The following is a 25,071-nucleotide window of genomic DNA, read 5'->3' on the forward strand; positions in this document are numbered from 1 at the left end:
ATTCAGGCATGACGCTTTTTCGCCTTCATAGCGGACTTCTCAAAAAATTGTTTAGCAACCAAGTGATCAAAACATATCGAAACATACGGGTCAAGGCGGTCCGGCAAAACACCATATCTAGCTACTGAATATTTCAAAGGAAAACCGCAGTTCCGGTAACGGGACAAACGGCAGGGAAGAACGACCCGACCTGCGTAACGCGGCGGAAAGCGATCTGTGCTGATCAGGATCAGCCACAGTTGTCCCCTTCGGACATGCTCCTGAAAACCAGCATGTCGAACCCGGTGGCAATGCGCAGCGCCCTCTCCGAAGGCAGCACCCAGCCGAAACATGTTCCCTGAGCCAGTTCACTGTCGTATGTCTCATAGGAACATGCAGGAAGAATACCAATGCAGCTCAACGGAGCATACACATCGGGGAAGAATTGACGGCCGGATATATGCTCCCCCGTCGTCATCGTCAGTTTGCGGCCGGACCCTTTTTCCGTCCGCCACAGCACCCCTTCGCCGGGATACTCCAGACGAAGGTCGTAGCCGCCCTGCTCCCCTGCTTCGTTCAGGAACCAGAAGGCAAAGGCATCGGCCCCGCCCGTCCTGCCCGCCCGGTCAGTCCAGTCGGCACAATCAAACTGAAAGAATCTGCCCCCTTCCATGAAGCCTTCCACAACACCGCTTCCGCCGTCCCGCACCGCGCAGTCTCCTACGGGCACCAGATGCAGGCGGGCGTTGCCCATGTGGTTGCCCGCATGCAGACAGCACCTCCCGTCCGGCAGCCGGAACAACCGGAACGGAATGCTGTCGCCGCCCTTGCGGACACATGCACCGACCAGTTCGGTTCCCGTGGGGAACCGGGAAGGAGTTTCCTGCTGCAACACAGCCTCAGAAGAGACCACCAGCCGCGCCTGCTGTTCCGACTCGTATAGCCACAGACAGACGGGATCATCGGAATCGTCCCCGTTTCCTTCATACGGCAGATAGGCGACTGTTCTGTCGGTAACGGGACTGCGCCGGTACAGAAGGGCATTTCCGCTGCCATCCCCTTCTGCGGCAACGCCCTTTGCCGCCCAGTCAAAGGGGAATGGGCGGGTCACGAACCTGCCTGCCCACATTGAAGACAAGCGCTCCAGCAAACCCGCCTCTTCCAGAACGGCCTCCCCCCTGCCGCCGGACTCGAACAGGTTCACCACGCCCGCATCGGCAATAGTGTAATACCCTTCGAGCTGGCAGGGGTTGTCGCGCACGGCGGTCACCGTAACCATGGCGGAACGGCCTGATGCTTCATACTCGCGCAGGGCGGCGGCCATATCATCACCCGAGACGAACGGACAACGGAAGTCCGCCACCATGACGGGGGCATCCGGACGACCGGTCATTTCCTGCACGGCCTCCAACGCGGTGCGGGTTCCCAAGGGCAGGAAGCGGGAAACCTCTCTGGCACTATCCACATCCCGCACAATGCGGCGTATTCTGCCGTCTTCGGTCGGCCATATGCCTTCCAGCGCTTCCGGATCATCCGTAACCGCCACCACCTGCTCCACACCCAGCACGCGCAGGGCCGCCTCCAGACGTGCGGCCAAAATGGCCCGACCGACATCACTGCACCACAAGGCCTTCTGACTGCCCATGAACAACGGGAGCACGAGGATCATGCGACCTCCTGATCAAACTGAAAATCAAACAACCCGTTGGCAATCACGTGTTCGGCAAGGCGGAAATCGTTGATGGTGTCTATGTCGATAAGGGAGACAGGATCGTTGACGACCTTGAAATAGGGATTGTCCGCAGAGGTGCGGTTGCGGCCGGAAAACAGCCCGTACTTTCTGAAATAGCTCCGCTGAGCGTCCTCCGCACCTGCCCCGGAACGGGCGGTACACACGGGATACACCGTGCCGTCCGGACGCCGCTGCATCACGGAGAACGGGTCGTGCACAATACGGCGCACGGTGTTGACCGGCGAAAACCCTTCGCACAGCTTTCCCGCCAGTTCATCCACGAGAGAGACGGTTCTGAACGGATGCGTTGGATACAGCTCCACAACAGCATCAGGGTGGTAGCCCTCTTCCCGCAGAACCTCCAGAGCGTGAAACACCGCCTCTCCGATGAGGGACGTATCACCCGCGAGGAGACGGGGACGCAGGAACGGCACATCTGCCCCAAGGCTGCGCGCCACCTCGGCAATCTCCTCGCTGTCCGTGGAAACGATGACGCGGTCGATATGTTGCGCACTCAGCGCGACACGGATGGAGTAGCCAATGAGGGGCATCCCGCACAGTTCCATGATGTTCTTGCCGGGCAAGCCCTTGGAACCGCCGCGGGCCGGTATGATGGCAAGTACCTTGGCCTTCTGCTGCATTACACGTCTCTCAGTTCTGGATTCGTCATCACTTGCCGTCCGAATGCTCCGCACAACTGCCGCATATCTCTTCAAGCCTCTGCGCATAGTGGCGGCCTATTGGCAACCCTCCGGACGTAGTAGCAAATTACGCAGCAAGAGGATAGAACCATGCGAAGCCCTATTCAGTCCCAGTTTGTTCCGGCACGCATGCCACCATCGCCATGCTGCCTGCCAGAAGGCATTTCAGCCGGATTGCAACAGCAACCGCGCAAACAGGCCGCGTTGCGGCCACAAAACACCTGCACGTATCAGGGAGCATCCGCCATGCACACAGCCTGCTCTGTCTGCGGCAGCACGGCCGTTGAAGAACTCGGCACCATACAACGCCGGTCCGTGACCAAAAGAGGCATAATGACCTTTGACATGCCCGTTGCCATATGCAGGGACTGCGGCTTCTCCTTTCTGCACCCGACACCTTCGGACGAAGAGTTCATCGAGATTCACCGGAACGTCTATTATCCGAACTGGGGCGACAACCAGAACGTCATCGCCCACGCGCGGCAGGTCTTCTCCAAGGTCACACAGGCCCTGCCCCTGCCGCAGGACTATGCCGTTCTGGACATCGGCTGCGGCGAAGGCAACCTGCTCGAGGTGTTCCACGAACACGGGGCGGACTGCACGGGCGTTGAGATCAGGGACGAAATCGACATCAGCAGGCTCAAGGCGCAGGGAATCGCCATCCTGCAGCAACCTTTTCAGGAAATCCGCTTTGATCGCACGTTCGACCTCATCATCATGGACAACGTTATGGAGCACGTCCCCTCGCCTTCTGCCTTTCTCATGAGCGCGAGAGAGATTCTTGCTCCACACGGGCATCTGGTCATTCTTGTTCCCTATGTATCCGCCACGTCGGATGAGGCGTTCATTCCTGAACACGTCAATTTCTTCACGCCCGCCACGCTGAAGAACCTGTGCAAGGCTTCCGGCTTTGAAGCCGTCGAACCCCCGCATCCGCAGAAAGCCCTGAGCATCTACCGCAAAAGCACTGATGCCGCACGAAAGGAGCTCTCCAACGAATACAGGGCAGCAGCAGCCCTGATCCGCGAGTACATGTCCCGCAAGGATGAACGGGACGCCCTCATCCGGAACGGCGTCCAGCAGGCCATTGACGCATATTTCGCACAGGGCGACTCCGTCATCTTCTATGGCGCAGGCTCGTATGCACTCTACATGATGGAGCATCTGGACCTGAGCCATGAAGGTTTTCTGGGCTTTGTGGAAAGCAACCCGCTGAAAGTGGGCAAGCCCTTTCTCGGCCATACCGTGCACGGCATTGCCGACCTGTCCCGCCTGCAACCGGATGCCGTGTTCATCTGCACGGAGAACGCCCACTTCATCAACGAGATCAAAGGGCTCATCCGGCAGACCATGCCTGCTGCACACTGCCGGGTCTTCACCATGCACGACATCCGCGCCGGAGCTGCACCGGACTAGTCAACTTGTGTCCGGCACTGCCACGACACGGCAAGCTCCCCATCCCTGAAAAACAAAAAGCCCCCCGTCTTCCGACGGGAGGCTCTCATTATCTCAAAGCAGACCGGATTACAGTGCCGCGCCCAGCAGTTCGCCGAACTCGGTGGTGCCCACGGTCCTTGCGCCTTCCATCTGGGACGCAAGGTCCACAGTCACGGTCTTGGCAGCAATGACCTTGTTCATGGCATTGTGGATAAGCTCGGCGGCCTCGTGCCAGCCGATGTGATCCAGCAGCATGGCGCCGCAGAGGATAAGGCTGCCGGGGTTGGCCTTGTCCTGTCCGGCAATGGTGGGTGCCGTGCCGTGCGTGGCTTCGTAGAAAGCCAGCGTATCGGACATGTTCACGCCCGGAGCAAGACCGAGTCCGCCCACCTGTGCGGCAAGTGCATCGGAAATGTAGTCGCCGTTCAGGTTGGTGGTGGCAATAACGCTGTACTGTTCGGGACGGATAAGCACTTCCTGGAACATGGCGTCCGCGATGCGGTCCTTCACCACGATCTTGCCGGTCACACCGGCGGCGTCCTTTTCCATCACGATCTGATCGGCAAACTCGTCACGGGCAAGCTCGTAGCCCCACTCGCGGAAGCCGCCTTCGGTGTACTTCATGATGTTGCCCTTGTGCACCAGCGTAACGTTGGGCTTGCCCTGCGCCACGGCATGCTGCAGCGCCTTGCGCACGAGACGCTTGGAACCGGCAGGAGTCATGGGCTTGAGGCCCACGCCTGCAGTCAGGTCCACATTCACGCCCAGCTGGTCACGGAAAAATTCGATGATGCGCTTGGCCTCGGGAGTGCCGGAGGCATATTCAATGCCGGCGTATACGTCTTCGGTGTTCTCGCGGAACACGATCATATCCACAAGGTCGGGGCGCTTGACGGGCGACATGATGCCGTCAAAGTAGCGGATGGGGCGGATGCAGGCATACAGGTCCAGCGTCTGACGCATGGTCACGTTCAGGCTGCGGAAGCCTTTGCCCACGGGAGTGGTCAGCGGGCCCTTCATGGCAAGCTCTGCACCGCGCAGAGCCTCGAGCGTGCTCTGGGGCAGATATTCGCCAGTTTCCTTGAACGCCTTTTCACCGGCGAGGAGTTCTTTCCATTCGAGGGAACGCTCCTTCCCGTAGGCCTTTTCCACGGCCTTGTTGATGATCGGCTGCGCAGCCTTGGTGACTTCTGCGCCGATACCGTCGCCTTCGATAAACAATACAGTCTTCTGCATGAGAGCGTCCTCCATTCAATATATCCGGAACCGTCAGGTCATACGGGTAAACACCGGCTGCCCGGCTGCCGATCAAGCCGGAGCCGGAAACAGACCGCACAGAAGGCGTCCCACACCCTCGCCCGATGAAACTGCCATGAACCGGGTCACGGAACCTAGCAAAGGTTGCCTTTTTTGTAAAATACAGAGATGCCAATTCGGCAGTTTTGCCCTGTAAAATATGGCGTAAAAGACCATCTCCCCCGCAAGGACATCATTGCCTTTTTCACGGCAAAGGAGTAATCAGCAAAACACATGTGACCGCGCCATCAGCGCGGTTTTTTTCCGACCCGGAGCGAGGTGCGACAAAGGTTGCACCAATCGGTTTCATCCGGCCGGAAAAGCACAGGTGCTTGCACTACTAAACCGCCTCTGCGACGGTTCTTACGGAATAAAACCATGCATGTGGTACTTACGGGCCAATGTGCCCTCTCCATCTTGACGGAACAGGGTCCCCTCCTCCGCGCCATCAGGGAAGCCGGACATGAGGCGACCGTTGTTGCGCCCTTCTTTGACGATGAGACCCGCTTTGCCCTTCATTCGGAAAATGTGCGCGCCGTGGAATCAGGCAATCCCGCAACGGGGATTTCCTCTCTCCGTACTATCGCCTCGTTCTTCTCGCTCTGGCGAATCCTGCGTGCCCTGCAGCCGGACATAGTGCTCAGCTTCGGGCTCAAGCAGTCCACCATCGGCTCGCTTGCAGCATGGCTGGCACGGGTAAACCGCATCTACGCCCTCCCCTGCGGCACTACCGCCCTGCAGGAGAAAGGGGCACTGCGCAGACGCCTGCGCGCCCGACTGTGCGGCACGCTGTGCAAGCTCGCCCTTTCCGCATGCCGCAGCGTCTTCTTTCAGACTCCCGAAGAGAGAGCTTTCTTCCGCGACAAGGGCATTCTGCCGTCGGGCACAGCCAACCGCCTTCTCAACGGCACCGGCGTGGACCTTACCGACTACCCGTTCTCCCCGCTGCCGGATTCGGCGAGCGAGGCAGCAGGTTCGGGAGAGATGGTCTTTACATGCATTGCGCCTCTGGACCGGGAAGGAGGCCTTGAAGAATTTGTCGAAGCCGCCCGGCTGATCAGTCATGAATATCCGGAAGCACGCTTCCGCCTTGCCGGCACTTCCGCAACCGGCAACCCCATCTCCGACAGCGACCTCAGCCTCTGGAAGACATGGATGGAGATAGAGCCGCAGGTCATGACCCCACGGGAACTGCTGGCAGAATCAACCGTGTTCGTACTCCCCGGCTGTCGCAACGGCCTCCCCCACGCCGCCCTTGCGGCGCTCGCAACCGGCAGGCCCATCATTGCCACGGACGCTGCCGCATGCCGCGAAATTGTGCTGGACGGAGCCAACGGTTTTATCGTGCCTGCGGGCAATGCCTCCGCCATGGCGGAAGCCATGCGCCGCTGCATGCGTGAACGCGATTCACTTGCCGCCATGGGCGAAGCCTCCCGCCGCTACGCAGAAGAGCGATTTGATGCCCGACAGGTTTGCCGTGCCCAACTGAAGGAAATGCATCTGGCCCATACGGGGCCGGAAACGCCGCTCCCCCAGACCGTGCTTGGTGATCGTCTCAAGAGGGCTTTCGATCTTGCGGTCACCATCCCTGCCCTTGTGGTCTTTCTTCCGGTTATCGGCCTGCTGGCCCTGCGGGTCCGCTCCGGCATCTCCAGAGATATTTTCTTCCGTCAGCCCAGACCGGGAAGAAACGCCAAGGAATTCCGCATCCTCAAGTTCAAGACCATGAGCGATGCTACGGACGCGGACGGCAACCTGCTGCCCGATGCGGATCGTCTTACCCCGCTGGGCAAACGCCTGCGCGCCGCCTCGCTGGACGAGCTGCCGGAACTCTGGAACGTCATTACCGGCGACATGAGCCTTGTGGGCCCACGCCCCCTGCTCCCACAGTACCTTGAGCGCTATTCTCCGCGTCAGGCCCGCAGACATGAAGTGCGCCCGGGCATCACCGGCTGGGCGCAGGTGAACGGGCGGAACATCACCTCGTGGGAAGAACGCTTCGAAAAAGACGTGTGGTATGTTGAGAATCACGGTATCCTTCTGGATATCAAGATCCTGTTCCTCACCGTCTGGACCGTTCTGCGCAGGGAAGGAGTTACCGCCCCGGGCCACCCCACATGTCCGGAATTCATGGGTTCACCGACGGAAGCAACAAACGCCGAGGCAAGCGAATGCCGCCCCGCCGCGACTTCCGTTGAAAAAACGGAAGCTCCCTCATCCGATACCGGGAACGCTGCCTCCGGCAACGATTGAGATATTCCCTCAAGCAATATAGAATATCATCTCGCCCCATCGGGGGCATCGCCGGAACTCCGGCACCCCACCCAAACAATTCAACGCGGATTACACACCGTGAGTACACAGAATCGCATTTACCTCTCCCCCCCCCACATGGGCGGACAGGAACTGGCCTTCGTTCATGAAGCCTTTGAAAGCAACTTCATCGCCCCGCTCGGTCCCATGGTCACGGGATTTGAAAACGACTTTGCCGCACTCTCCGGCATTCCGCACTGCGCCGCCCTTGCGAGCGGCACAGCAGCACTGCACCTTGCCATGCGCCAGCTCGGTATTACTGCCGGTGACGTGGTACTTGCCTCCAGCCTGACCTTCATCGGCAGCGTGAGCCCCATCACCTTCATGGGTGCAGAGCCCGTATTCATCGACAGCGACCACGCCACCTGGAACATGGACCCCAACCTGCTGGAAGACGCCATAAAGGATTACTGCGGAAAAGGGAAAACGCCTGCCGCCGTGGTGGTTACCGACCTGTACGGCCAGTGTGCCGACTACGACGCCCTGCGCTCCGTCCTTGACCGCAACGGCATCCCGCTGGTCATTGATGCCGCAGAATCCGTAGGCGCCTTCTACAAGGGACGTCATGCGGGCAATGGCGGAACCTGTGCCGCCTTCTCGTTCAACGGCAACAAGATCATCACCACTTCCGGCGGCGGCCTGCTCGCCTCCGAGGATGAAGCCCTGATCACCAGAGCGCGCTGGCTTTCCCAGCAGGCACGCGAGGCCGCACCGCATTACGAACACAAGGAAATCGGCTACAACTACCGCATGAGCAACGTGGTGGCAGCCATCGGACGGGGCCAGCTCATAGCCCTTCCGGACCGTGTACGACAGAAACGCGCCCTGTTCGACAAATACGTTGCCGCCCTCGGCGACCTGCCCGGCATCAGCTTCATGCCGGAAGCGGAATACGGCACATCCAACCGCTGGCTCACCGTCATGCTGGTTGATGAAAAGCAGTTCGGCGCATCGCCGGAAACCATACGCCTTGCGCTGGAACGCGAGAACATTGAATCTCGTCCGGTATGGAAGCCCATGCACTTGCAGCCGGTATTCGAGGGCTGCACCATGTACGGCGGCAGCGTCTGTGAAAGCCTCTTTGACAAGGGCCTGTGCCTGCCTTCCGGAACGGCCATGACCGACGCGGACTTCGACCGCATTGTGGCACTGATCAAAAACTGCGCGGGAGAACACGCATAGTGACCAGACACATTTCTCGTTCGAAGAACCTTTACACCATGGCGGCCATCGATCTGGCCTGCTTTGCCGCCGCCCTGCTGTTCTCGTATTGCATCCGCTTCGATTTCAAGATTCCGTCCAGCTACGGGGTGCAATATGCCGAGCTGTTGCTGCCCGTACTTGCGATCAAGTTCAGCGTCTTCATGACCATGGGCCTTTATCGCGGCATGTGGCGATACACCAGCCTGCATGACGGCTGGACGCTGCTGCAGGCCGTGGCCATCCAGTCGTGCATTGTGCTCTTTTTCATTGTCTACGCATACGGGGCGCAGGGATTCCCGCGCTCCGTATTCATTCTCGACCCGCTCGTAACCTTTGCCCTGACCGGTGGCATCCGCATGGGCATACGGGCCTATTACAGCATCTTCGCAGACGGCTCCACTCCCTTTGCCACCACCAGAAGCCTCTTCAAAGCCAGCAGCCGCAAACGTGCCATCATCATCGGCGCGGGGCGGGCAGGCGAGCGCCTTGTCCGAGAACTGCAAGCCGAAACCACGCTCGGCTATGAAATTCTCGGCTTCATAGACAAGGAGGGCACCCTGCACGGCAGAACCATCCACGGCAAACCGGTGTTCGGCTCGCTGGATGTTCTTGAAGGCATTGTGAAGAGTATGCGTGCGGATGAGGCCATCATTGCCCTTACCGAAGCAAGCGGTGAATCCATTCTGGAAATTGCCAACGCATGTAACGAGATTGGCCTTGCCCACAAGATTCTGCCGTCCATGCACGAAGTGCTGGACTGGAAACGCGGCGTCAAAGCCCTGCGTGAAGTGAACTACCTTGACCTGCTGGGCCGCTCGCAGATCAATCTGGATACCAGAGCCATTGCCGCCTATCTCGAAGGCCGCACCGTTCTTGTGACCGGATGCGGCGGTTCCATCGGCTCGGAGCTTGTGCGGCAGATCGTTCGTTTCAATCCGGCCAAGCTCATTCTGGTGGATGCCGGAGAGCATAACCTCTACCAGATTGAAATGGAGCTGCTGCACCGCATCGGCTTCAAAAATTACGTGACCGTGCTGGGCAACATCCGCGACGGAGAACTCATGAAGGCGGTATTCGAGACGAACAAGCCGCATGCCGTGTTCCATGCCGCCGCGTACAAGCACGTGCCCATGCTTGAAAGGAACCCGTGGCAGGCCATTCACAACAATATCTTCGGCACCCGCACCATCATGCAGGCAGCCGTGGACGCCGGAGTTGAACGCTTTGTCGTGGTTTCCACCGACAAGGCAGTGCGCCCCACCAACGTCATGGGAACCACCAAGCGCATTACCGAACTGCTCATGCAGACCTTCTCAGATTCCTCCACGCGCTTCATGGCGGTGCGCTTCGGCAACGTGCTGGGCTCTTCCGGCTCCGTCATTCCGCTGTTCCTGGACCAGATCAGCAAGGGCGGCCCGGTCACGGTCACCCATCCCGAAGTCACACGCTACTTCATGTCCATTCCCGAAGCAGCACAGCTCATCCTGCAGTGCGGCACCATGGCCCACGGCGGGGAGACCTTTGTTCTTGATATGGGCGTCCCCGTCCGCATTGCCGACATGGCCGCAGACCTCATCCGCCTTGCGGGATTTGAACCCGGCAAGGACATAGAGATTACCTTCACCGGCCTGCGGGAAGGCGAAAAGCTCTATGAAGAATTGATCACCGACGGAGAAGGCATTCTCCGCACGGAACATGACAAGATCATGGTGCTGGGCTGCTGCGACCTGAAGAACATGGAAACGGGCCGCGAACAGTTCAAGAAGGATCTGGTAGCGCTGGGCAAGGCCGCAGATGCCTATGATCACGAAGGAATCAGAGCGATACTGCGCCGCATGGTACCGGAATACATACCCGCTGAGCACTCCAGCAATTAAACGCAAGCAAGCCTCTCTATCGTGAGTGTGCGCCCGCTCAACTCATTGAGTTTTCTGACTTATAGTCTTTGGACTTGAACATTTGGGCATCCTTGTATACCTGTTTTCTACGTTTTCACAACTTTGTCCAATCAGGAGGCGTCATGTCTGTAGAGAAGCTTGGAGTCCGAGTACGTAAATATCGTGAAGAGCGCAAAATGAGCCGCGAAGAACTGGCTGCCACAGCCGATGTTCAGCTGGCAGTCATCACCGCGCTTGAAGAGGAAGACCTCTGCCCCTCCATAGCCCCCCTACAGAAGCTGGCCCGCGCCCTTAACGTTCGCCTCGGCACCTTCATGGACGATCAGGTTTCCACTGATCCCCTTGTTGTCCGCAAGTCCTCCCGCGAGGCCGACCTGACCATGCAGAAAGCCGGCGACAAGCGCCCTGCCTTCCGTTTCCATTCTCTCGGCAAGGGCAAGACCGACCGGAACATGGAGCCCTTCTTCGTGGAAATTTCTCCCGAGCCGGAAGAAGACCGCAAGCTTTCCTCCCATCAGGGCGAAGAGTTCATCGTGGTGGTTTCCGGTAAGCTGCAGGTCATCTACGGCAAGGAAGAATACATTCTGGAGCCTGGCGACAGCATCTACTACAACTCCATTGTCCCGCATTACGCCGGTGCCGCCGGAGATGCCCCCGCCGAGATTTACGCCGTCATCTACTATCCCTAGGAACGACCGATGGAACAGTTTGAGATTCGAGAAAAGACCCTTGGCCAGATTCTTGACGATACCATCGCGAAGTATCCCGACAACGACGCCGTTATCTATGTAGACCGCGACTACCGCCTCACCTACCGCCAGTTCGGTGCCGTAGTTGACGATCTGGCGCGCGGCCTCATGGCCCTTGGCGTACAGCAGGGGGAAAAGGTGGCTGTATGGTCCACCAACGTTCCCTATTGGGTGGCGCTGCAGTTCGCCACCGCAAAGATCGGCGCGGTATTGCTCACCATCAACACCAACTACCGCAAGAGCGAACTGCAATACCTGCTTACCCAGTCCGAGTGCGAAAACCTGTTCATCATGGACGGCTTCCGCGACCACGACTACCTGCAGACAATTTACGACATCATTCCCGAGCTCAAGACCCAGACCCGCGGCAAACTGCAGTGCGCAGAACTGCCCAATCTGAAGCGGGTCATGTTCCTTGGCGTGGAAAAGCACCGCGGCATGTATTCCGTGCCCGAGATCATGTCCATGAAGGCCATGACCTCACAGCAGGAATACCTTGACCGCCAGAAGAGCCTCTCCCCGCATGACGTGGTGAACATGCAATACACCTCCGGCACCACCGGATTCCCCAAGGGGGTCATGCTCACCCACCTCAGCATCGGCCTGAACGGATACTGGATCGGCAAAAACCAGAACTTCACCAGCAAGGACCGCCTCTGCCTGCCGGTGCCGCTCTTCCACTGCTTCGGCTGCGTGCTGGGCGTGCTGGCCGCCATCAACCACGGGGCCGCACTGGTTATTCTGGAAAGCTTCAATCCCGTTCACGTCATGGCCTCTGTGGATCAGGAAAAATGCACCGCCCTCTACGGCGTGCCCACCATGTTCCTTGCCGTGCTTGAGCACAAACTCTTCGACAAGTTTGACTACAGCTCGCTGCGCACCGGCATCATGGCCGGTTCCGTCTGTCCCGCCCCGCTCATGCGCCGCGTCATCGAAAAGATGAACATGACGGAAATCACCATCTGCTACGGCCTTACCGAAGCCTCCCCGGTTATGACGCAGACCCTGCCGGACGACAGCTTTGAACGCCGTACCCAGAGCGTGGGCAAGCACATGCCCGGCATTGAGGTGAAGATCCTCGACCCCGACACCGGCGAGGAATGCCCCAACGGTGTGCAGGGCGAAGTGGTCTGCCGCGGCTACAATGCCATGAAGGGCTACTACAACATGCCCGAAGCCACGGAAAAGACCATCGACGCAGAAGGCTGGCTCCATTCCGGTGACCTCGGCACCATGGACAAAGACGGCTACGTGGTCATCACCGGCCGCATCAAGGACATGATCATCCGCGGCGGCGAGAACATCTATCCCCGCGAAATCGAGGAATTCCTCTACGGCATGCCTGCCGTGCAGGATGTACAGGTGGTGGGCGTGCCCAGCCGCAAGTACGGCGAAGAGGTGGGGGCCTTCATCATCGCGAAACCCGGCTGCGAAGTGTCGCCCGAAGACGTGCGCGACTACTGCCGCGGACAGATTGCATGGCACAAGGTGCCGCGCTACATCGCATTCGTGAACGAATACCCCATGACCGCCAGCGGCAAGATTCAGAAGTTCAAGCTGCGCGAAATGGCGGGAGAGCAGTTCCCTGAAGCCATGAAGTAATGGCTTGTTGCCTATAATAAAAAAGGCGGCCTCGAAAGAGGCCGCCTTTTTTTTATTATCTCCGGGAAACCATCAACAGCCCGAAAGCTACTTGCTCTCCAGCGGGAGCTGGATGGTGAACGTGGTGCCTCGCCCCACTTCCGCATCCACAGTAAACTGACCGTCATGGTTGGTGGTAATGATGAAGTAGGACACGGAAAGTCCGAGCCCGGTCCCCTCTCCCACAGCCTTGGTGGTGAAGAAAGGCTCGAACACGCGCTTTCGGGTCTCTTCATCCATGCCCGGACCGTTATCGGCCACATCAATGCGGGCACGCCCACGCTCGTAGCTGGTGGAAATGACAATCTGAGGCGGGTCTTCCCGCTCTCCGCGTTCCGCCATGGCCTGCGCGGCATTCTTGAGCAGGTTGAGCAGCACCTGTTCGATTTCCTGCGGCGAACAGACCACCTGCGGCAGCGAGGGCTCATAATTCCGTACGATATCTATATGACGGAAGTCATACTTCTTCTTCAAATCATAGTCGTTGGCGGCAAGATCGATGGTTTTGTCTATAAGTTCGCCAAGATGCACTGACGTACGTCTTGCCTCGCTGCGGCGGCTGAATTCAAGCATGTTGCTCACGATGTTCGCAGCGCGCCTACCCGACTCATTGATGCCGTCAAGGAAACGGATGATGCCGCGATTCTCAAGATAGGTGCGGATGCTTTCAAGAGAGCATCCGGCCTCTTCCGCCGCCTTGTGGTTGGCGGGGAAATCCAGCGAAACTCGGCGACGGATGTTCTGGGCCCCCTGCAGAATGCCGCCCAGAGGGTTGTTGATTTCGTGTGCCATGCCCGCTGCAAGACCGCCGACAGAGAGCATTTTTTCGGTCTGCACCATCATTTCCTCAATGCGGAAGCGGTCGGTCACATCATCAAGACGGACAACCGCAGAAAATTCACCGCGGGTCACGACAGGGTAAATGATGATGTCAAAATATCTGGTCCGCTCGCCTTCGGTAACGGGCTCCTTCTCCATGGCAATGTTGGTGCCGGTGGCAATGGATTCCTTGATGTGCGTAAGCAGCATCTTGTATCCGGGCAGCACCTCGGCGAAGGAACGGGAATAGGCTTCCGCCGCCAGAATGCCGGTGGCCTCTTCGGCGGTTTTGTTCCACTGGGTGATACGGGCATCCTTGTCCACGCTCACGATGATGGAGGGCATGGAGTTGAGGATGTTGTCGAGGGTGTTCTTGGTTTCCCAGAGCTCCCGCTCAGCCAGCTTACGCTGCGTGATGTCAGTATGGGTACCGGCCATTCGGTAGGGCTCACCGGAGTCATCCCGAACGCAAATGCCGCGGCCCAGAATCCAGCGATATTCGCCGTCCTTGTGGCGCAGGCGGTATTCAACCTCAAACTGGTCCGTAACGCCGGAAAGATAGTCCTCGTGCGCTCGCAGCACCCTGTCGAGGTCGGCGGGATGCATGCGGCCTTGCCATTCATCCAGATCGTTGACGATTTCGTTGTCCTGATACCCGATGATGGATTTCCATCTTGGGGAGAAATAGACCTCGTCGGTATTCAGATCCCAGTCCCAGATGCCGTCGTTGGTCGCTGTAACAACCAGAGAATAACGCTCTTCACTCAGGCGCAGGGCAGCCTCTACCCGTTCACGCTCCCGGATCTGCCCCTGAAGCTGCCGGTTGATTTCCACCAGCTGCTTTTCGCGCGCCGCCACTTCCTTGGCCATGACGGAAAAATTCTCCGCAATCATGCCCAGTTCGGCATTCTGGATCACACTGAAATCAAAGCTGAAGTCGCCTCTGGCAACCTGATTCACACCTTCAAGCAGCACTTCCAGCGGACGCCGGAGATAGATGCGCAACAGAATGCCTGTTGCCACCAGAATAACGCAGAGCACGCCGCCAAGGGCGAGCATGTTCGTGGTGACCAGACGGCCGAGATCACGCTTGTATTCAGAAAGAGAAAGCACCACCGTGGCATGCCCGATAATCTCGCCCTCGTACATGACGTCGCGTTCACGGAATACACGCGCGTCCGGGTCATCCTTCTTCACGGAAGAAAAAAGCACCTTGCCGAGTGGGTCGAGAATACGCACTTCGTTCACCAGGTCATACTGGGCGAACACGGTGCCGATCTGATCTATGGTACGGGTATCGAAATTCCAGATGGGAACGGAAAGGATGTCGGAAAGACGTGTGATGTATTCATCAGCCTTTCCTTCAACTTCATTAAGCATTTCCTGCGAGTTGCGCATGTATTGCCACGAAAGTGTCGAGGCAACAACGAGCAGGATCATGACCATGAGGCTGACGGTCAGGTCTCGCGAAATGGATTTACCTTTGAAGATACTCACGGGAGAGTATGCACTTTTGGAAATAGCCTTTTCCTGCATCGTCCATCCGTTCTGATATAAAACCACACCAAGCGGAGACTCTTCCAATTCCGCGTTGCCTTCCCCAAGTATGCTGTTGATACCATACAATTGTATAGACTTAAATACTTCAACAGTATTTTTTCCCCGTACGCCGCTGCGTACCTGCTCCCCCCCTAATATGCTCTCCCCGACAGGAGTTTCCTTTTCCCTCAAGCCGCAACACTTGACTCCGCTGCTGTTCTGGGCAAAAAAACGGGGTTCTTACGCGCACAACGCGCGTGCCATCCTTTCTCTAACAAGCTGCGTTCCGGCAGCCAGATATACTCGGGAGCACGTATGGGCTTTTTCTCCAAGATCAAGCGGTTATGGTCCGGCGGCAAGGAAGAACCGGTTGCAACCATTCCGGCGGAAACGCCGGAACAACAGGCTGAGCAAGCCCCGTCTCAGGAGCCTGAACAACCGGCGTCTCAACCTGTCGCACCTGCCGAACCTGTGGCGCAGGCCCCCGAGCAACCAGAAACTCCCGTTGCCGCCGAGCCCAAGCCCGCCCAGGTCGAACAGCCTGCTGAGCAGGTTGCCGCCCCGGCTGCTGCAGCTTCCGCAGGCGAAGACAAGCCCCAATGGCAGAAAGATCTGACCGTTGCCCTGCGCAGCGCGGAACCCCGTCTTTCCGTGTGGCTGGAGCACGTGCTCAAGGGTGTTGAAAAAGCCGACGACTCCCTCTGGGAACGCCTGCGCTTCTTCTTCTCCGCGCTGGACGCTCCTGCAGACGAAGCAGAAAAGTTCATAAGCGCCTTCATGCGCTGGCTGGACAACATGGAGTACGAATACGTCAACGACTTCCGCTCCGAACTCCAGTACCGCCTTGCGCTTGCTCTGGAGCTGGAAGACGAGGAAGACGAACGCTCCCGCCTGTTCCTCAAGCTTTCCGAAGGCCTTTCCAAAACCAAGGAACAGATCACCAAGCAGATCGACGGCCTGCTGTCCTCGCACAGCACCATCAATGAACAGTTCTGGGAAGAGCTGGAAGAAATTCTCATCATGGCCGACGTGGGCTTCGAGCCCACCGTGAAACTGGTGAACCGCCTGCGCGAACGCGTGCGCAAATCCGGCTCCAACGATCCCGAACAGTTCAAGTCGCTCATGCGTGAAGAGCTGGAAGACATCTTCAAGATGCCGCCCCGCATCAAGGCCGTGAACCTGCCCGAAGTGGTGCTCATGGTCGGCGTGAACGGCGTGGGCAAGACCACGACCATTGCCAAGCTGGCCTACCGCGCCCAGATGCAGGGCAAGAAGGTGCTCATTGCCGCTGGCGACACCTTCCGCGCCGCCGCCATTGAGCAGTTGCAGGTGTGGGCCACCCGCGTGGGCGCCGGTTTCTATGCCAAGGCTCCCAACTCCGACCCCGCCGCCGTGGCCTATGAAGCCGTGGAACTGGCCGTGAAAGAAGGCTACGACATCCTCTTCGTGGATACTGCGGGCCGCCTGCAGACCAAGGTGGACCTGATGGCCGAACTGCAGAAGATTCGCAATGTGCTCGGCAAGAAGCACGAAGGCGCTCCGCACCGCACCATTCTGACCATCGACGCCACCACCGGCCAGAACGCCCTGTCGCAGACCAAGATCTTCAACGAAGCCTGCAAGCTGGATGAGATCATCCTCACCAAGCTGGACGGCACCGCCAAGGGCGGTATCGTGGTTGCCGTGGCCATGGAGTTCGGCATTCCCATCTCCTACATCGGACTCGGCGAAAAAATGGAAGACCTTCGCCCCTTCAACGGCACGGACTTCGCTTCCGCCCTGCTCGGCAGCTAAGGCTGCGTTACTCTGGAAACACGAAAGCCGCGTCATCCCGACGCGGCTTTTTTCTTTCATGAAGATACGGCCAACGCTGCTACCGGGCCAGATACAGCGCCCACAGCACTGCGGGCACTGCGATATCCGCAAAAAACACCGGTCCCGCATTACCGGGCTGGGTGTTGCCCCGCGACTTGATGTCCGCTGTATGCACAAGGAAGGCCCCTCCCAGAAAAACTGTGGCGAACACGATGGTCGCCAGCCAGAAGCCATCCCTCAACGGGCTGTCACGAAGCTGAAAACTCAGGAGACCGCACGCGGCTAGAGCCAGATTAGCGAAGGCAATCTCCTTCTGAAAGGGATTGCCTGCAGGCCAGCCGATATATCCGGCGACCTCATCGGACTTGAAATAGTGCCCCATGAAGGACCAAAGAGCCCCCAGCCCCACCTTGACACCCAGCAGCCACGCCAGCAGCGTGGCAACGACTGGTACGTCCGAAGACAGTATATGGACCACGGCCCCCAGAACCGCCGCGACAGCCAGATAGATGACGTACATTGACCAACCTCTTTGCCGTTTTGTTATGACTCCTGTGGACCATTATTCATTAAATGGGGGGGGAACTACCCCTTCTCCACAAAGGCAAGATTCCAAACCAGCAATTCCCACTGAGCCAAGGAAAGCCCCAGCCTATCTGCTACTCTTTTGCAACCTGAAATCACTTCCATATATTTATCTGGATGATCAACCTTGCTCCACGCAACATCTTTCACGCCTGAGTATTCAACTATCAAGCGATCAACCGGCAAGTGAATAGGCTCTTCTATCGTCTCACTCAGCCAAAGAAACTTCAAGCCGACATTGAAAATCTTCTGTGCAATCCCAAATGTTATACTACCATCGATCATACCTGAATGACTCTGCAGAGCTCTTTGCAACAATAAAATTCGATCGATATGCTCTTTATGGCAACCCTTTGGCCCCTCATAAGCGATAAAATGACTTCGAATAATCTCACAGACATCTTCTTTAGTCTGATTGTATTCTTTTGTGCTTAGATCTTTTTCATATCTTGGCCTATGGACCATGGACGCCCACCATCCATTTCGAGCAGCAATCACATAGGGATCGTTTACACTGCTATCCTCGGAAGCTTTCCATTCATTTTCCGATCCCATAAATCGCATAGCAAAATAGTCATAGTTTAGTAATATATTACTGCTCCCCAAGTACTTAACAGGCAATGCTCTTTTCTGAGTCATAGCGCCCTCCTTTCATCCCATATATTGAATGGAGGATACTTATACACAGATACAAACAAACACAATAATCATCTGTCATCCCTTAACCTTCACAAAACTCCCGTTCCGATACTCCTCAAAGGCAAGGCGGATCTCCTCGTCCGTATTCATGACAATGGGACCGCGCCACGCAACCGGTTCCTTGAGCGGCGCACCGGAGATGAGAAGAAAGCGGAGATCTTCGCTGCCGGCATCCAGACTGATGGAATCGCCATCGCCAAACAGCACCAGCATACGATCCTTCACCAGCAAGGAAGGTGCGCCAGTTTCCCCGCCCAACACCACTCCGCTGCCCCCGATGACATAGACAAATACGGTGTGCCCGCGCACAGTACGGTGTTCGTAGTTCACGCCCGCAGGCACGGTTACATCCAGATATTCCGGCGCAATGACAACATCGCGCACAGGCCCCGTCACCGTTCCCACATGAGCACGCGCATCGTGCACGCTGCCTGCGATGACCTTGACGCGGACACCGTCCGGAAGTTCTGCTACGGGAATCTCCGCCGCCTGCACGCCGCGGTAACGCGGGTCCATCATCTTGTCCCGCGCAGGCAGATTCGCCCACAACTGGAAACCGTGCATACAGCCCTGCGCATCGCCCTTGGGCATTTCCTGATGCACAATTCCGCTGCCCGCCGTCATCCACTGCACATCGCCGGAGGAGATGACGCCTGCATTACCAAGACTGTCACCATGCTCCACATCCCCCTTCAGCACGTACGTAATGGTCTCGATGCCACGGTGAGGATGCCATGGAAACCCCTGCACGAAGTCTTCCGGCGAATCAGACCGGAAATCGTCCAACAACAGGAAGGGATCGAACATGGGCACCTCGTAATACCCGAAGACCCTGCGCAGGCGCACACCTGCTCCTTCCGTTACGGGCTCTCCCTGAAACACATGTTGTATGGATCGTCGCATATTGCCTCCGCAGACGGGGATAATCGTCATAACTTTACACCATCCGCCATACCGTGCCTATTCATTTTCCTTTCAGAGGCACTATGCGCCTCCCCAAGAACCATCTGGCATATGCCATGGAGCCAGAAAAGAAGGAGAATCTGCCCTGCAACGGTTGGCGGAAGCGGTTTTTTCCTGTAGTGAGCAGAACTTCGTTCCAGATTCCTCCCGCCACAACAGAACATTTACACACCGTTGAAACAGACGCTGTGCCTGACAGACAAGGTATCCCCATGACGGAAGCTGAAAGAGACATCATCCGCCAGAAGATTCTCCATGAAATTGAAAGATTGAAGCCAGAGATAGAAAGGCTGAAAGAAATCACCAAGCCCGTTCCTCCGGACGACGCCATTGGCCGCATTTCGCGCATGGACAACATCGTGAACAACAGCGTGAACAAGGCGGCGCTCAGCAAGGCCGCATCTCGTCTTGCCGGACTTGAGTATGCACTGGGGCAGACAGGGCATCCCGACTTCGGCACCTGCGTGGAGTGCGGCACGACCATTCCCACAGCACGCCTGCTCGCCATGCCGGAATCCGCCATGTGCGTAGCCTGCGCGGAGTAGAACCTGCTTGCCTCTCTTCTGGCCCATAGATAATATCTATGGATACCACCTCGGAGGATAGACAGATGCAGGTGTTAATCACTATTTCCAGCCCCGATCCGGAAATCAAATGGAACGCTGTTCGCTTCGGCAACTTTCTGCTTGAGCAGGGCGATGACGTCACAATTTTTCTAAACGGTCCCGGCGTGGATCTTCTGCAAGGGGATTGCGAGCAGTATCCCATCGCCGAACAAGCCAAGGTCTTTACGCTGAATGAGGGCGTGCTGCATGGCTGAGGCAAATGCATTACCACCCACGGTGTGGGTGAAAATCCCTTCGTCACTTTCTCCAACATGCCCTTCCTTTACAAGGCCATGGGAGAAGCCGACAAGATAATGAACTTCTAGTCCATCGGGCTTACACAACAAGAAAGGGGCCGCACCGGTACGTATCCGGTTGCGGCCCCTCCATTGCCTACGGGGATTAGGCAATGGAAATAACTAGCCGATAGGCAGCACGGTCTTGCCGTACACGTCGTTCAGCACATCCGCCATGGCGAGATAGAATGCGGAAGCGCCGCAAACAATACCTTCCCAGCCCGCCAGCGTACCGATGAGCTCACTGCCGGTAAAATCGCGTGCAGCCAGCAGGAAGAACAGCACCGTCAGAGACAGGAAGATGAATTTGAGCACGGTGTTGCTCTTGAGCGTGCCAAGGAACATGAAGAAGGTGAAAACGCCCCACATGGCCAGGTACCAGCCCATGTAGGCCACGGGCGTAGGATCGCTCAGCCCCATCTTGGGCATGACGATCAGGGCCACCAGCGTAAGCCAGAAAAGGCCGTACGAGGTGAAGGCAGTCAGGCCGAACGTGTTGCCCTTCTTAAATTCCATGATACCCGCAATGATCTGCGCGATACCGCCGTAAAAGAATCCCATAGCCAGAATCATCGAGCTGATGGGGAAGAATCCGGCGTTGTGAATGTTCAGCAGAATCGTCGTCATACCGAACCCCATCAACCCCAGCGGTGCCGGATTGGCCAGCTTCTGTTCCATTGCCACACTCCTCCCGTTACTGTCCTGCCATCTGCCATCACAACGGGGTAGATTTCAGGAACTGTGCACCCTCCGCCTCCGGAGACTGCCGTTGAAAAAATGGGCGAGGCGTGCCCGTACGCCTCGCCGCCCCACATATGGTTCGGCCATAAGCCGTATGCGCCGTAAGACGAATGCACGACCGTATCCCAGTAAACAGCCGCGCAGGAAGAAAGCCATCTGCCAGCGCATGGAAGGCACACTATCCACGTCTGCAGTATTGCGACAGCGCTTTTCGGTGAATGGACAGCTTCCATCGGCAAACGGTGAACGGTAGCAAAGGGTAAGGTGAAGGGAAAAATATGGAAGAACGGCGCAAGGCTGGAGCATGCGACATAGCCTGACGTGCATGCCAGACGCTCAGACATTCACCCCGAATGAAACCGGGGAAACCTGAAACAGAACGCACGTACAGACGTCACATCACAATCTCAGGCCCATAAACGCAGAAAAGGCTCAGGTGCCACCCTGAGCCTTTCTGGAAATTTGGTTAAAGAAAGAAGGTAAAAAGGTTATAGCAACTGGCATGCCAAAGTTCGAAACGTCCACACAAAAGATAATACTCACATAAAATCAATAAGTTACAGAAACGGCGAAGAAAACCGTTCCACCGCGACAGGTACAATTATTTGCACATACTCCCGCCAAATACTCCGGCAGGCGCGGTGCGGTTCAAAATTCTGCACATCGACAATCAATACATATATTACTAATTTTAATCACATTATTTGCTCTTTGTGCAATTCTTGTCTGCAAATCAAAACGGGCCGGAAAGAGGTTTCCCCTTTCCGGCCCGTCTGGTCCAAGATTTTTAACCCGCGCTAATCCACGTAGAGATAGCGTTTGATCTTGTGGGTCGGCGTCTTTTCGAAAGGTTCGGTCTGCTCAATGACCTTCTGCAGCTTGGAGAAGGCGGAAACCTTGCCGTTCACTTCCTGTCGCAACGCTTCCAGCACCTCACTCACCTTGGCCTGCATCTTGGCCGCAGGCAGGCTGCCGAACTCTTCGTCAGCCTTGGCGTAATCTATGTGCACGCGGGCCACCAGCTTGCCGTCCATCTGATAGACGATGCATTCCAGCACCCATGGCGACTGCATGATTACGCCTTCGATTTCTTCAGGATAGATATTCTCACCGCTGGGGCCGACAATCACGTTCTTGAGACGCCCCTTGATGGTAAGGTGCCCGTCGGCATCCAGCTTGCCAAGGTCACCGGTGAGGAACCAGCCGTCTGCAGTGAAAGTGGCCTTGGTTATCTCCGGCGCCTTGTAGTATTCGCGCATCACGTTGGGGCCCTTTACGGCGATTTCACCCTCGCCGGTGGCAGGGTCCTTGTCCATGATGCGTATCTCAACGCCGTGCAACGGCTTGCCGATGGAATAGAGCTTGGCCTTGCCCGGAGCATCGCCCGCGCACAAGGGGCTGGTTTCGGTCAGTCCGTAGCCGAGCCCGTAGGGGAATCCTGCCTCGCGCAGGAACAATTCCACATCCGGAGCAAGGGCCGCACCGCCGATACAGAACATGCGCAGACAACCGCCGAAGGTGGTCAGCAGCTTCTTGCCTGCAATGGCGTTCAGCTTCTTGCGTACGGCGGGAATGCGATAGAGATTGCGCTTGAGCCACGTTCCCGTGAGCTTGGGCAGGATGGCGGTCTTGAAAATCTTTTCGATAACCAGCGGCACGGAGAGCATGATTGTGGGTCGCACCTGTGACAGCGCGGGCAGCAGCGCACGGGCCGTGGGCGGCTTGTCCATGTAGTAGATATGTGCGCCGTGGGCCAGCGGCAACAACATGCCCAGCGTGCACTCGTAGGTGTGGGAAAGCGGCAGAATGGAAAGCAGTCTGTCTCCGGGGCCGACCTTGATGATCGTTTCCACCACGCTCACGGCGTTGGAAACGATATTACTGTGCGTAAGCACTACCCCCTTGGAATGGCCGGTGGTGCCGGAGGTGTAGATGATGGCAGCCACATCGTCGGGTTTCGCCTCGTAGCGTCTTTCTTCCAAAGACTTCTCCGGAACGCCGGCGCCGGCCTCGTCCCCCAGCTTGCTGTTCACTCGCTCGGAGAAGCGCTCCGCCATGCGCAGGGCCTTGTCCTTCCACTTGCGGAATTCACGCAGGCCGGTCTTCTTGATTTCCTTGAGTTTGTCCTTGCCTGCGTCCAGCCCGACCAGAGAAAAGGTCTCCATGAGAATGCACTGAGGCTGCTCATCGAACTGACCGTCCTCCAGCTTCGGATACAGCTTTTCCGAAACAAAAACGATGCGAGATTCCGAATGGCGCAGAATATGGTGGATGGCGTCGGGGTGGAAATCCGGCAGAATGGGTACCGCCACAGCCCCCATGCAGGTGATGGCGAAATAGGCCATGGACCAATGCGGGCAGCTCTCGCTAAGAATGGCAACCTTGTCGCCGTGCACAACACCATATTCTCCCAGCATCCGGCTCAGGCTGGCTACGGTTTCAGCGAATTCAACGTAAGTTATGACCTCTCCGCCCACATACGAAACTGCCGGTTCGTTCGCAAACTTCGCTGCGCTTCGATCCAGCACAGCCTGAAGCGTCTGCTTCTCCAGTGACTGCATGCTTAACTCCCTGAAATTGATCAGCCGCGAGCCCCCGCCGCAGCCCCTTGGGTTTACGGCAATATGCGCAATCGCGCAATATCGCGGGAGCACCTTGCGCCAACCGGCGCAAGACTCTTTCCGGCAGTCCGAAAAGCCCCATGCGTTGCCGCCCAACCCGGTCAATTTACGAAATGTCCTCTTCATGCACGCCAGATCGGCATCGTATTTCTCGCGCACAGACGACGGCGGAAAATGAGTGCGCGCCTCTGCCGTGCGGTATGCACGGCCATGGTTTGAGCCGCCAATCATCCCCTTGACCACATCCTGCAGATGCCGCATACCTTCTGTTCAGGCACAGACCCGTACCCGTCACACAGTATAACCTTACAAGGGAAAAGCCATGATTAAGCATATTGTCTGGTGGTCGCTGAAGGAAGAAGCAGCAGGCGCAACCGCCGCCGAAAACTGCGAAAAGATGGTTGCCATGCTCCGCAATCTGGAAGGGAAGATTCCGACTCTGGACAGCATTGAGGTTTCCACCCAGTTCCTCGGCTCCACCACGGAAGAACCCATTCAGGTGATTCTGCAGTCCACCCACAACGACGAAGACGGCCTGAAAGCCTATGCCGTGCACCCCGAGCACATGAAGTGCGTGGAGTTCATCAAGCAGATCGTCGCCACCCGCAAGGCTATCGACTACGTGATCTAAGCGCACTGTTTTTTGAAAATGAAAAGCCCCCGCCGGAAATTCCGGCGGGGGCTTTTTATCTTTTCGGCCTAAGCAACCTCTACGTGTTACCCAACTGCTACAACCGCTCCAGTCCTCAGGCGGCCTTGATGAGAGAAGTCAAGTGGGGAGAAGAAAGCGAGAGAGTTTCCAACGTTGGAGGGGACTATGGAGGAACAATCGGTACAGCGCCCCCCTCACTTCCAAAGCGAGAAGAAATAAACCTTGAAAAACAGCAGATTATCGATAATAAAACAGCAGAAACGGATTATTCGCAACACATTAGAATTCCCACAGATTATTAAATTCAACACACTAAAATGGTAGACTATATGATAGAAGACTTTTTCCACATACATCAAGCTCATAATTCTGAAATATCTTCACCTCACATCTGGATAAAACACCAGAATTACAATTCAAGCAATCTCTTAAAAATAACAAACTCAGAAAATAAGAAGGAGATATTTGTCTTTGCAAGAAAATACGATGACAATTATTCAAAGCTGAGAGACAATCACCATTGTCAAGAAACAAAATGCATCTATCTTTCACAACATTATAGAGACAAGTTAGGAATAGACTGGCGTAAAGATATGTCAAAATCTCTAAAAATAGAGCTTCCAAGCCACATACTAGCAAAAACTATTATCTATCCTTTCATTGCTTCTACAGACCACCCAGAGGCTTACGCACGGCTCTCTGCACAAACAGCCTTCATATCACTATTTCTTGGCGTCATATCTTTTATTCTTGGAATAATATCACTACTGATCGCTTAAGCTCAAAT

The 25,071-nt window shown here is 56.7% G+C and carries 21 protein-coding genes; 12 read left to right on the plus strand and 9 right to left on the minus strand.

Features of this window, described 5'->3' with window-relative positions; translation table 11 throughout:
* Window positions 1-229: 229 nt before the first annotated feature.
* Window positions 230-1,648, minus strand: coding sequence for a glycosyltransferase family protein (locus tag N1030_RS11070; protein WP_265825546.1), 1,419 nt, complete (start codon window positions 1,646-1,648; stop codon window positions 230-232).
* The gene (locus N1030_RS11075; RefSeq protein ID WP_265825547.1) at window positions 1,645-2,352 is read right to left on the minus strand and encodes an acylneuraminate cytidylyltransferase family protein; all 708 of its coding nucleotides are present in this window, start codon (window positions 2,350-2,352) and stop codon (window positions 1,645-1,647) included. Before N1030_RS11075 ends, N1030_RS11070 begins: the two co-directional genes overlap by 4 nt.
* A 306-nt stretch (window positions 2,353-2,658) precedes the next feature.
* Between N1030_RS11075 and N1030_RS11080 the strand changes: the two genes are divergently transcribed.
* Window positions 2,659-3,828: a class I SAM-dependent methyltransferase gene (locus tag N1030_RS11080; RefSeq protein ID WP_265825548.1), complete on the plus strand. Its 1,170-nt coding sequence runs from the start codon at window positions 2,659-2,661 to the stop codon at window positions 3,826-3,828.
* Between the two features lie 108 nt (window positions 3,829-3,936).
* Here the strand turns inward: N1030_RS11080 and icd are convergent, their stop codons facing one another.
* Window positions 3,937-5,085, minus strand: coding sequence for an NADP-dependent isocitrate dehydrogenase (gene icd, locus N1030_RS11085; RefSeq protein WP_265825549.1), 1,149 nt, complete (start codon window positions 5,083-5,085; stop codon window positions 3,937-3,939).
* 438 nt (window positions 5,086-5,523) lie between these two features.
* Here icd and N1030_RS17650 point away from each other — a divergent pair, with 438 nt between their 5' ends.
* The 5 genes from N1030_RS17650 (at window position 5,524) to N1030_RS11115 (ending at window position 12,910) form a co-directional block, all read left to right on the plus strand.
* On the plus strand, window positions 5,524-7,398 hold the full coding sequence (locus N1030_RS17650; protein WP_276037987.1) for a sugar transferase: 1,875 nt from the start codon (window positions 5,524-5,526) through the stop codon (window positions 7,396-7,398).
* 99 nt (window positions 7,399-7,497) lie between these two features.
* The gene (locus tag N1030_RS11100; protein ID WP_276037988.1) at window positions 7,498-8,640 is read left to right on the plus strand and encodes a DegT/DnrJ/EryC1/StrS family aminotransferase; all 1,143 of its coding nucleotides are present in this window, start codon (window positions 7,498-7,500) and stop codon (window positions 8,638-8,640) included.
* Window positions 8,640-10,538: a polysaccharide biosynthesis protein gene (locus N1030_RS11105; RefSeq protein ID WP_265825550.1), complete on the plus strand. Its 1,899-nt coding sequence runs from the start codon at window positions 8,640-8,642 to the stop codon at window positions 10,536-10,538. The genes N1030_RS11100 and N1030_RS11105 overlap by 1 nt, the downstream gene beginning before the upstream one ends.
* A gap of 143 nt (window positions 10,539-10,681) precedes the next feature.
* Entirely contained in the window at window positions 10,682-11,248 is a 567-nt protein-coding gene (locus N1030_RS11110; protein WP_265825551.1) for a cupin domain-containing protein, read from the plus strand.
* A 9-nt stretch (window positions 11,249-11,257) separates the two neighbouring features.
* Window positions 11,258-12,910: an AMP-binding protein gene (locus N1030_RS11115; protein ID WP_265825552.1), complete on the plus strand. Its 1,653-nt coding sequence runs from the start codon at window positions 11,258-11,260 to the stop codon at window positions 12,908-12,910.
* 87 nt (window positions 12,911-12,997) lie between these two features.
* Here the strand turns inward: N1030_RS11115 and N1030_RS11120 are convergent, their stop codons facing one another.
* Complete coding sequence (locus tag N1030_RS11120; RefSeq protein WP_265825553.1) at window positions 12,998-15,265, minus strand: PAS domain-containing protein; 2,268 nt, start codon at window positions 15,263-15,265, stop codon at window positions 12,998-13,000.
* 357 nt (window positions 15,266-15,622) lie between these two features.
* On the opposite strand from N1030_RS11120, the gene ftsY reads away from it, so the two are divergent.
* Window positions 15,623-17,101: a signal recognition particle-docking protein FtsY gene (gene ftsY, locus N1030_RS11125; RefSeq protein ID WP_265825554.1), complete on the plus strand. Its 1,479-nt coding sequence runs from the start codon at window positions 15,623-15,625 to the stop codon at window positions 17,099-17,101.
* A gap of 79 nt (window positions 17,102-17,180) precedes the next feature.
* Here the strand turns inward: ftsY and N1030_RS11130 are convergent, their stop codons facing one another.
* From N1030_RS11130 to N1030_RS11140, 3 genes are all read right to left on the minus strand, one after another.
* The gene (locus tag N1030_RS11130; RefSeq protein ID WP_265825555.1) at window positions 17,181-17,642 is read right to left on the minus strand and encodes a DUF6790 family protein; all 462 of its coding nucleotides are present in this window, start codon (window positions 17,640-17,642) and stop codon (window positions 17,181-17,183) included.
* Window positions 17,643-17,707: 65 nt separating this feature from the next.
* Window positions 17,708-18,346, minus strand: coding sequence for a hypothetical protein (locus N1030_RS11135; protein ID WP_265825556.1), 639 nt, complete (start codon window positions 18,344-18,346; stop codon window positions 17,708-17,710).
* A gap of 75 nt (window positions 18,347-18,421) precedes the next feature.
* Window positions 18,422-19,309 (minus strand): pirin family protein, encoded by an 888-nt coding sequence (locus N1030_RS11140; protein ID WP_265825557.1) that lies wholly within the window; start codon window positions 19,307-19,309, stop codon window positions 18,422-18,424.
* 272 nt (window positions 19,310-19,581) lie between these two features.
* Between N1030_RS11140 and N1030_RS11145 the strand changes: the two genes are divergently transcribed.
* Window positions 19,582-19,914 (plus strand): TraR/DksA family transcriptional regulator, encoded by a 333-nt coding sequence (locus N1030_RS11145; protein ID WP_265825559.1) that lies wholly within the window; start codon window positions 19,582-19,584, stop codon window positions 19,912-19,914.
* Window positions 19,915-19,979: 65 nt separating this feature from the next.
* Window positions 19,980-20,300, plus strand: coding sequence for a DsrE family protein (locus tag N1030_RS11150; RefSeq protein ID WP_265825560.1), 321 nt, complete (start codon window positions 19,980-19,982; stop codon window positions 20,298-20,300).
* Window positions 20,301-20,393: 93 nt separating this feature from the next.
* Here N1030_RS11150 and satP read toward each other — a convergent pair whose 3' ends face one another.
* Both satP and N1030_RS11160 read right to left on the minus strand, forming a co-directional pair.
* Complete coding sequence (satP, locus tag N1030_RS11155) at window positions 20,394-20,948, minus strand: acetate uptake transporter (RefSeq protein ID WP_265825561.1); 555 nt, start codon at window positions 20,946-20,948, stop codon at window positions 20,394-20,396.
* An 860-nt stretch (window positions 20,949-21,808) separates the two neighbouring features.
* The gene (locus N1030_RS11160) at window positions 21,809-23,572 is read right to left on the minus strand and encodes an AMP-binding protein (protein ID WP_265825562.1); all 1,764 of its coding nucleotides are present in this window, start codon (window positions 23,570-23,572) and stop codon (window positions 21,809-21,811) included.
* A 382-nt stretch (window positions 23,573-23,954) separates the two neighbouring features.
* Between N1030_RS11160 and N1030_RS11165 the strand changes: the two genes are divergently transcribed.
* From N1030_RS11165 to N1030_RS11175, 3 genes are all read left to right on the plus strand, one after another.
* The gene (locus N1030_RS11165) at window positions 23,955-24,263 is read left to right on the plus strand and encodes a Dabb family protein (RefSeq protein ID WP_265825563.1); all 309 of its coding nucleotides are present in this window, start codon (window positions 23,955-23,957) and stop codon (window positions 24,261-24,263) included.
* A gap of 128 nt (window positions 24,264-24,391) precedes the next feature.
* Window positions 24,392-24,586, plus strand: coding sequence for a hypothetical protein (locus N1030_RS11170; RefSeq protein ID WP_265825564.1), 195 nt, complete (start codon window positions 24,392-24,394; stop codon window positions 24,584-24,586).
* 27 nt (window positions 24,587-24,613) lie between these two features.
* On the plus strand, window positions 24,614-25,063 hold the full coding sequence (locus tag N1030_RS11175; RefSeq protein WP_265825565.1) for a hypothetical protein: 450 nt from the start codon (window positions 24,614-24,616) through the stop codon (window positions 25,061-25,063).
* The last annotated feature ends 8 nt before the right edge of the window (window positions 25,064-25,071 follow it).

Source organism: Desulfovibrio mangrovi (assembly GCF_026230175.1).
Classification (GTDB): Bacteria; Desulfobacterota; Desulfovibrionia; order Desulfovibrionales; family Desulfovibrionaceae; genus Halodesulfovibrio; species Halodesulfovibrio mangrovi.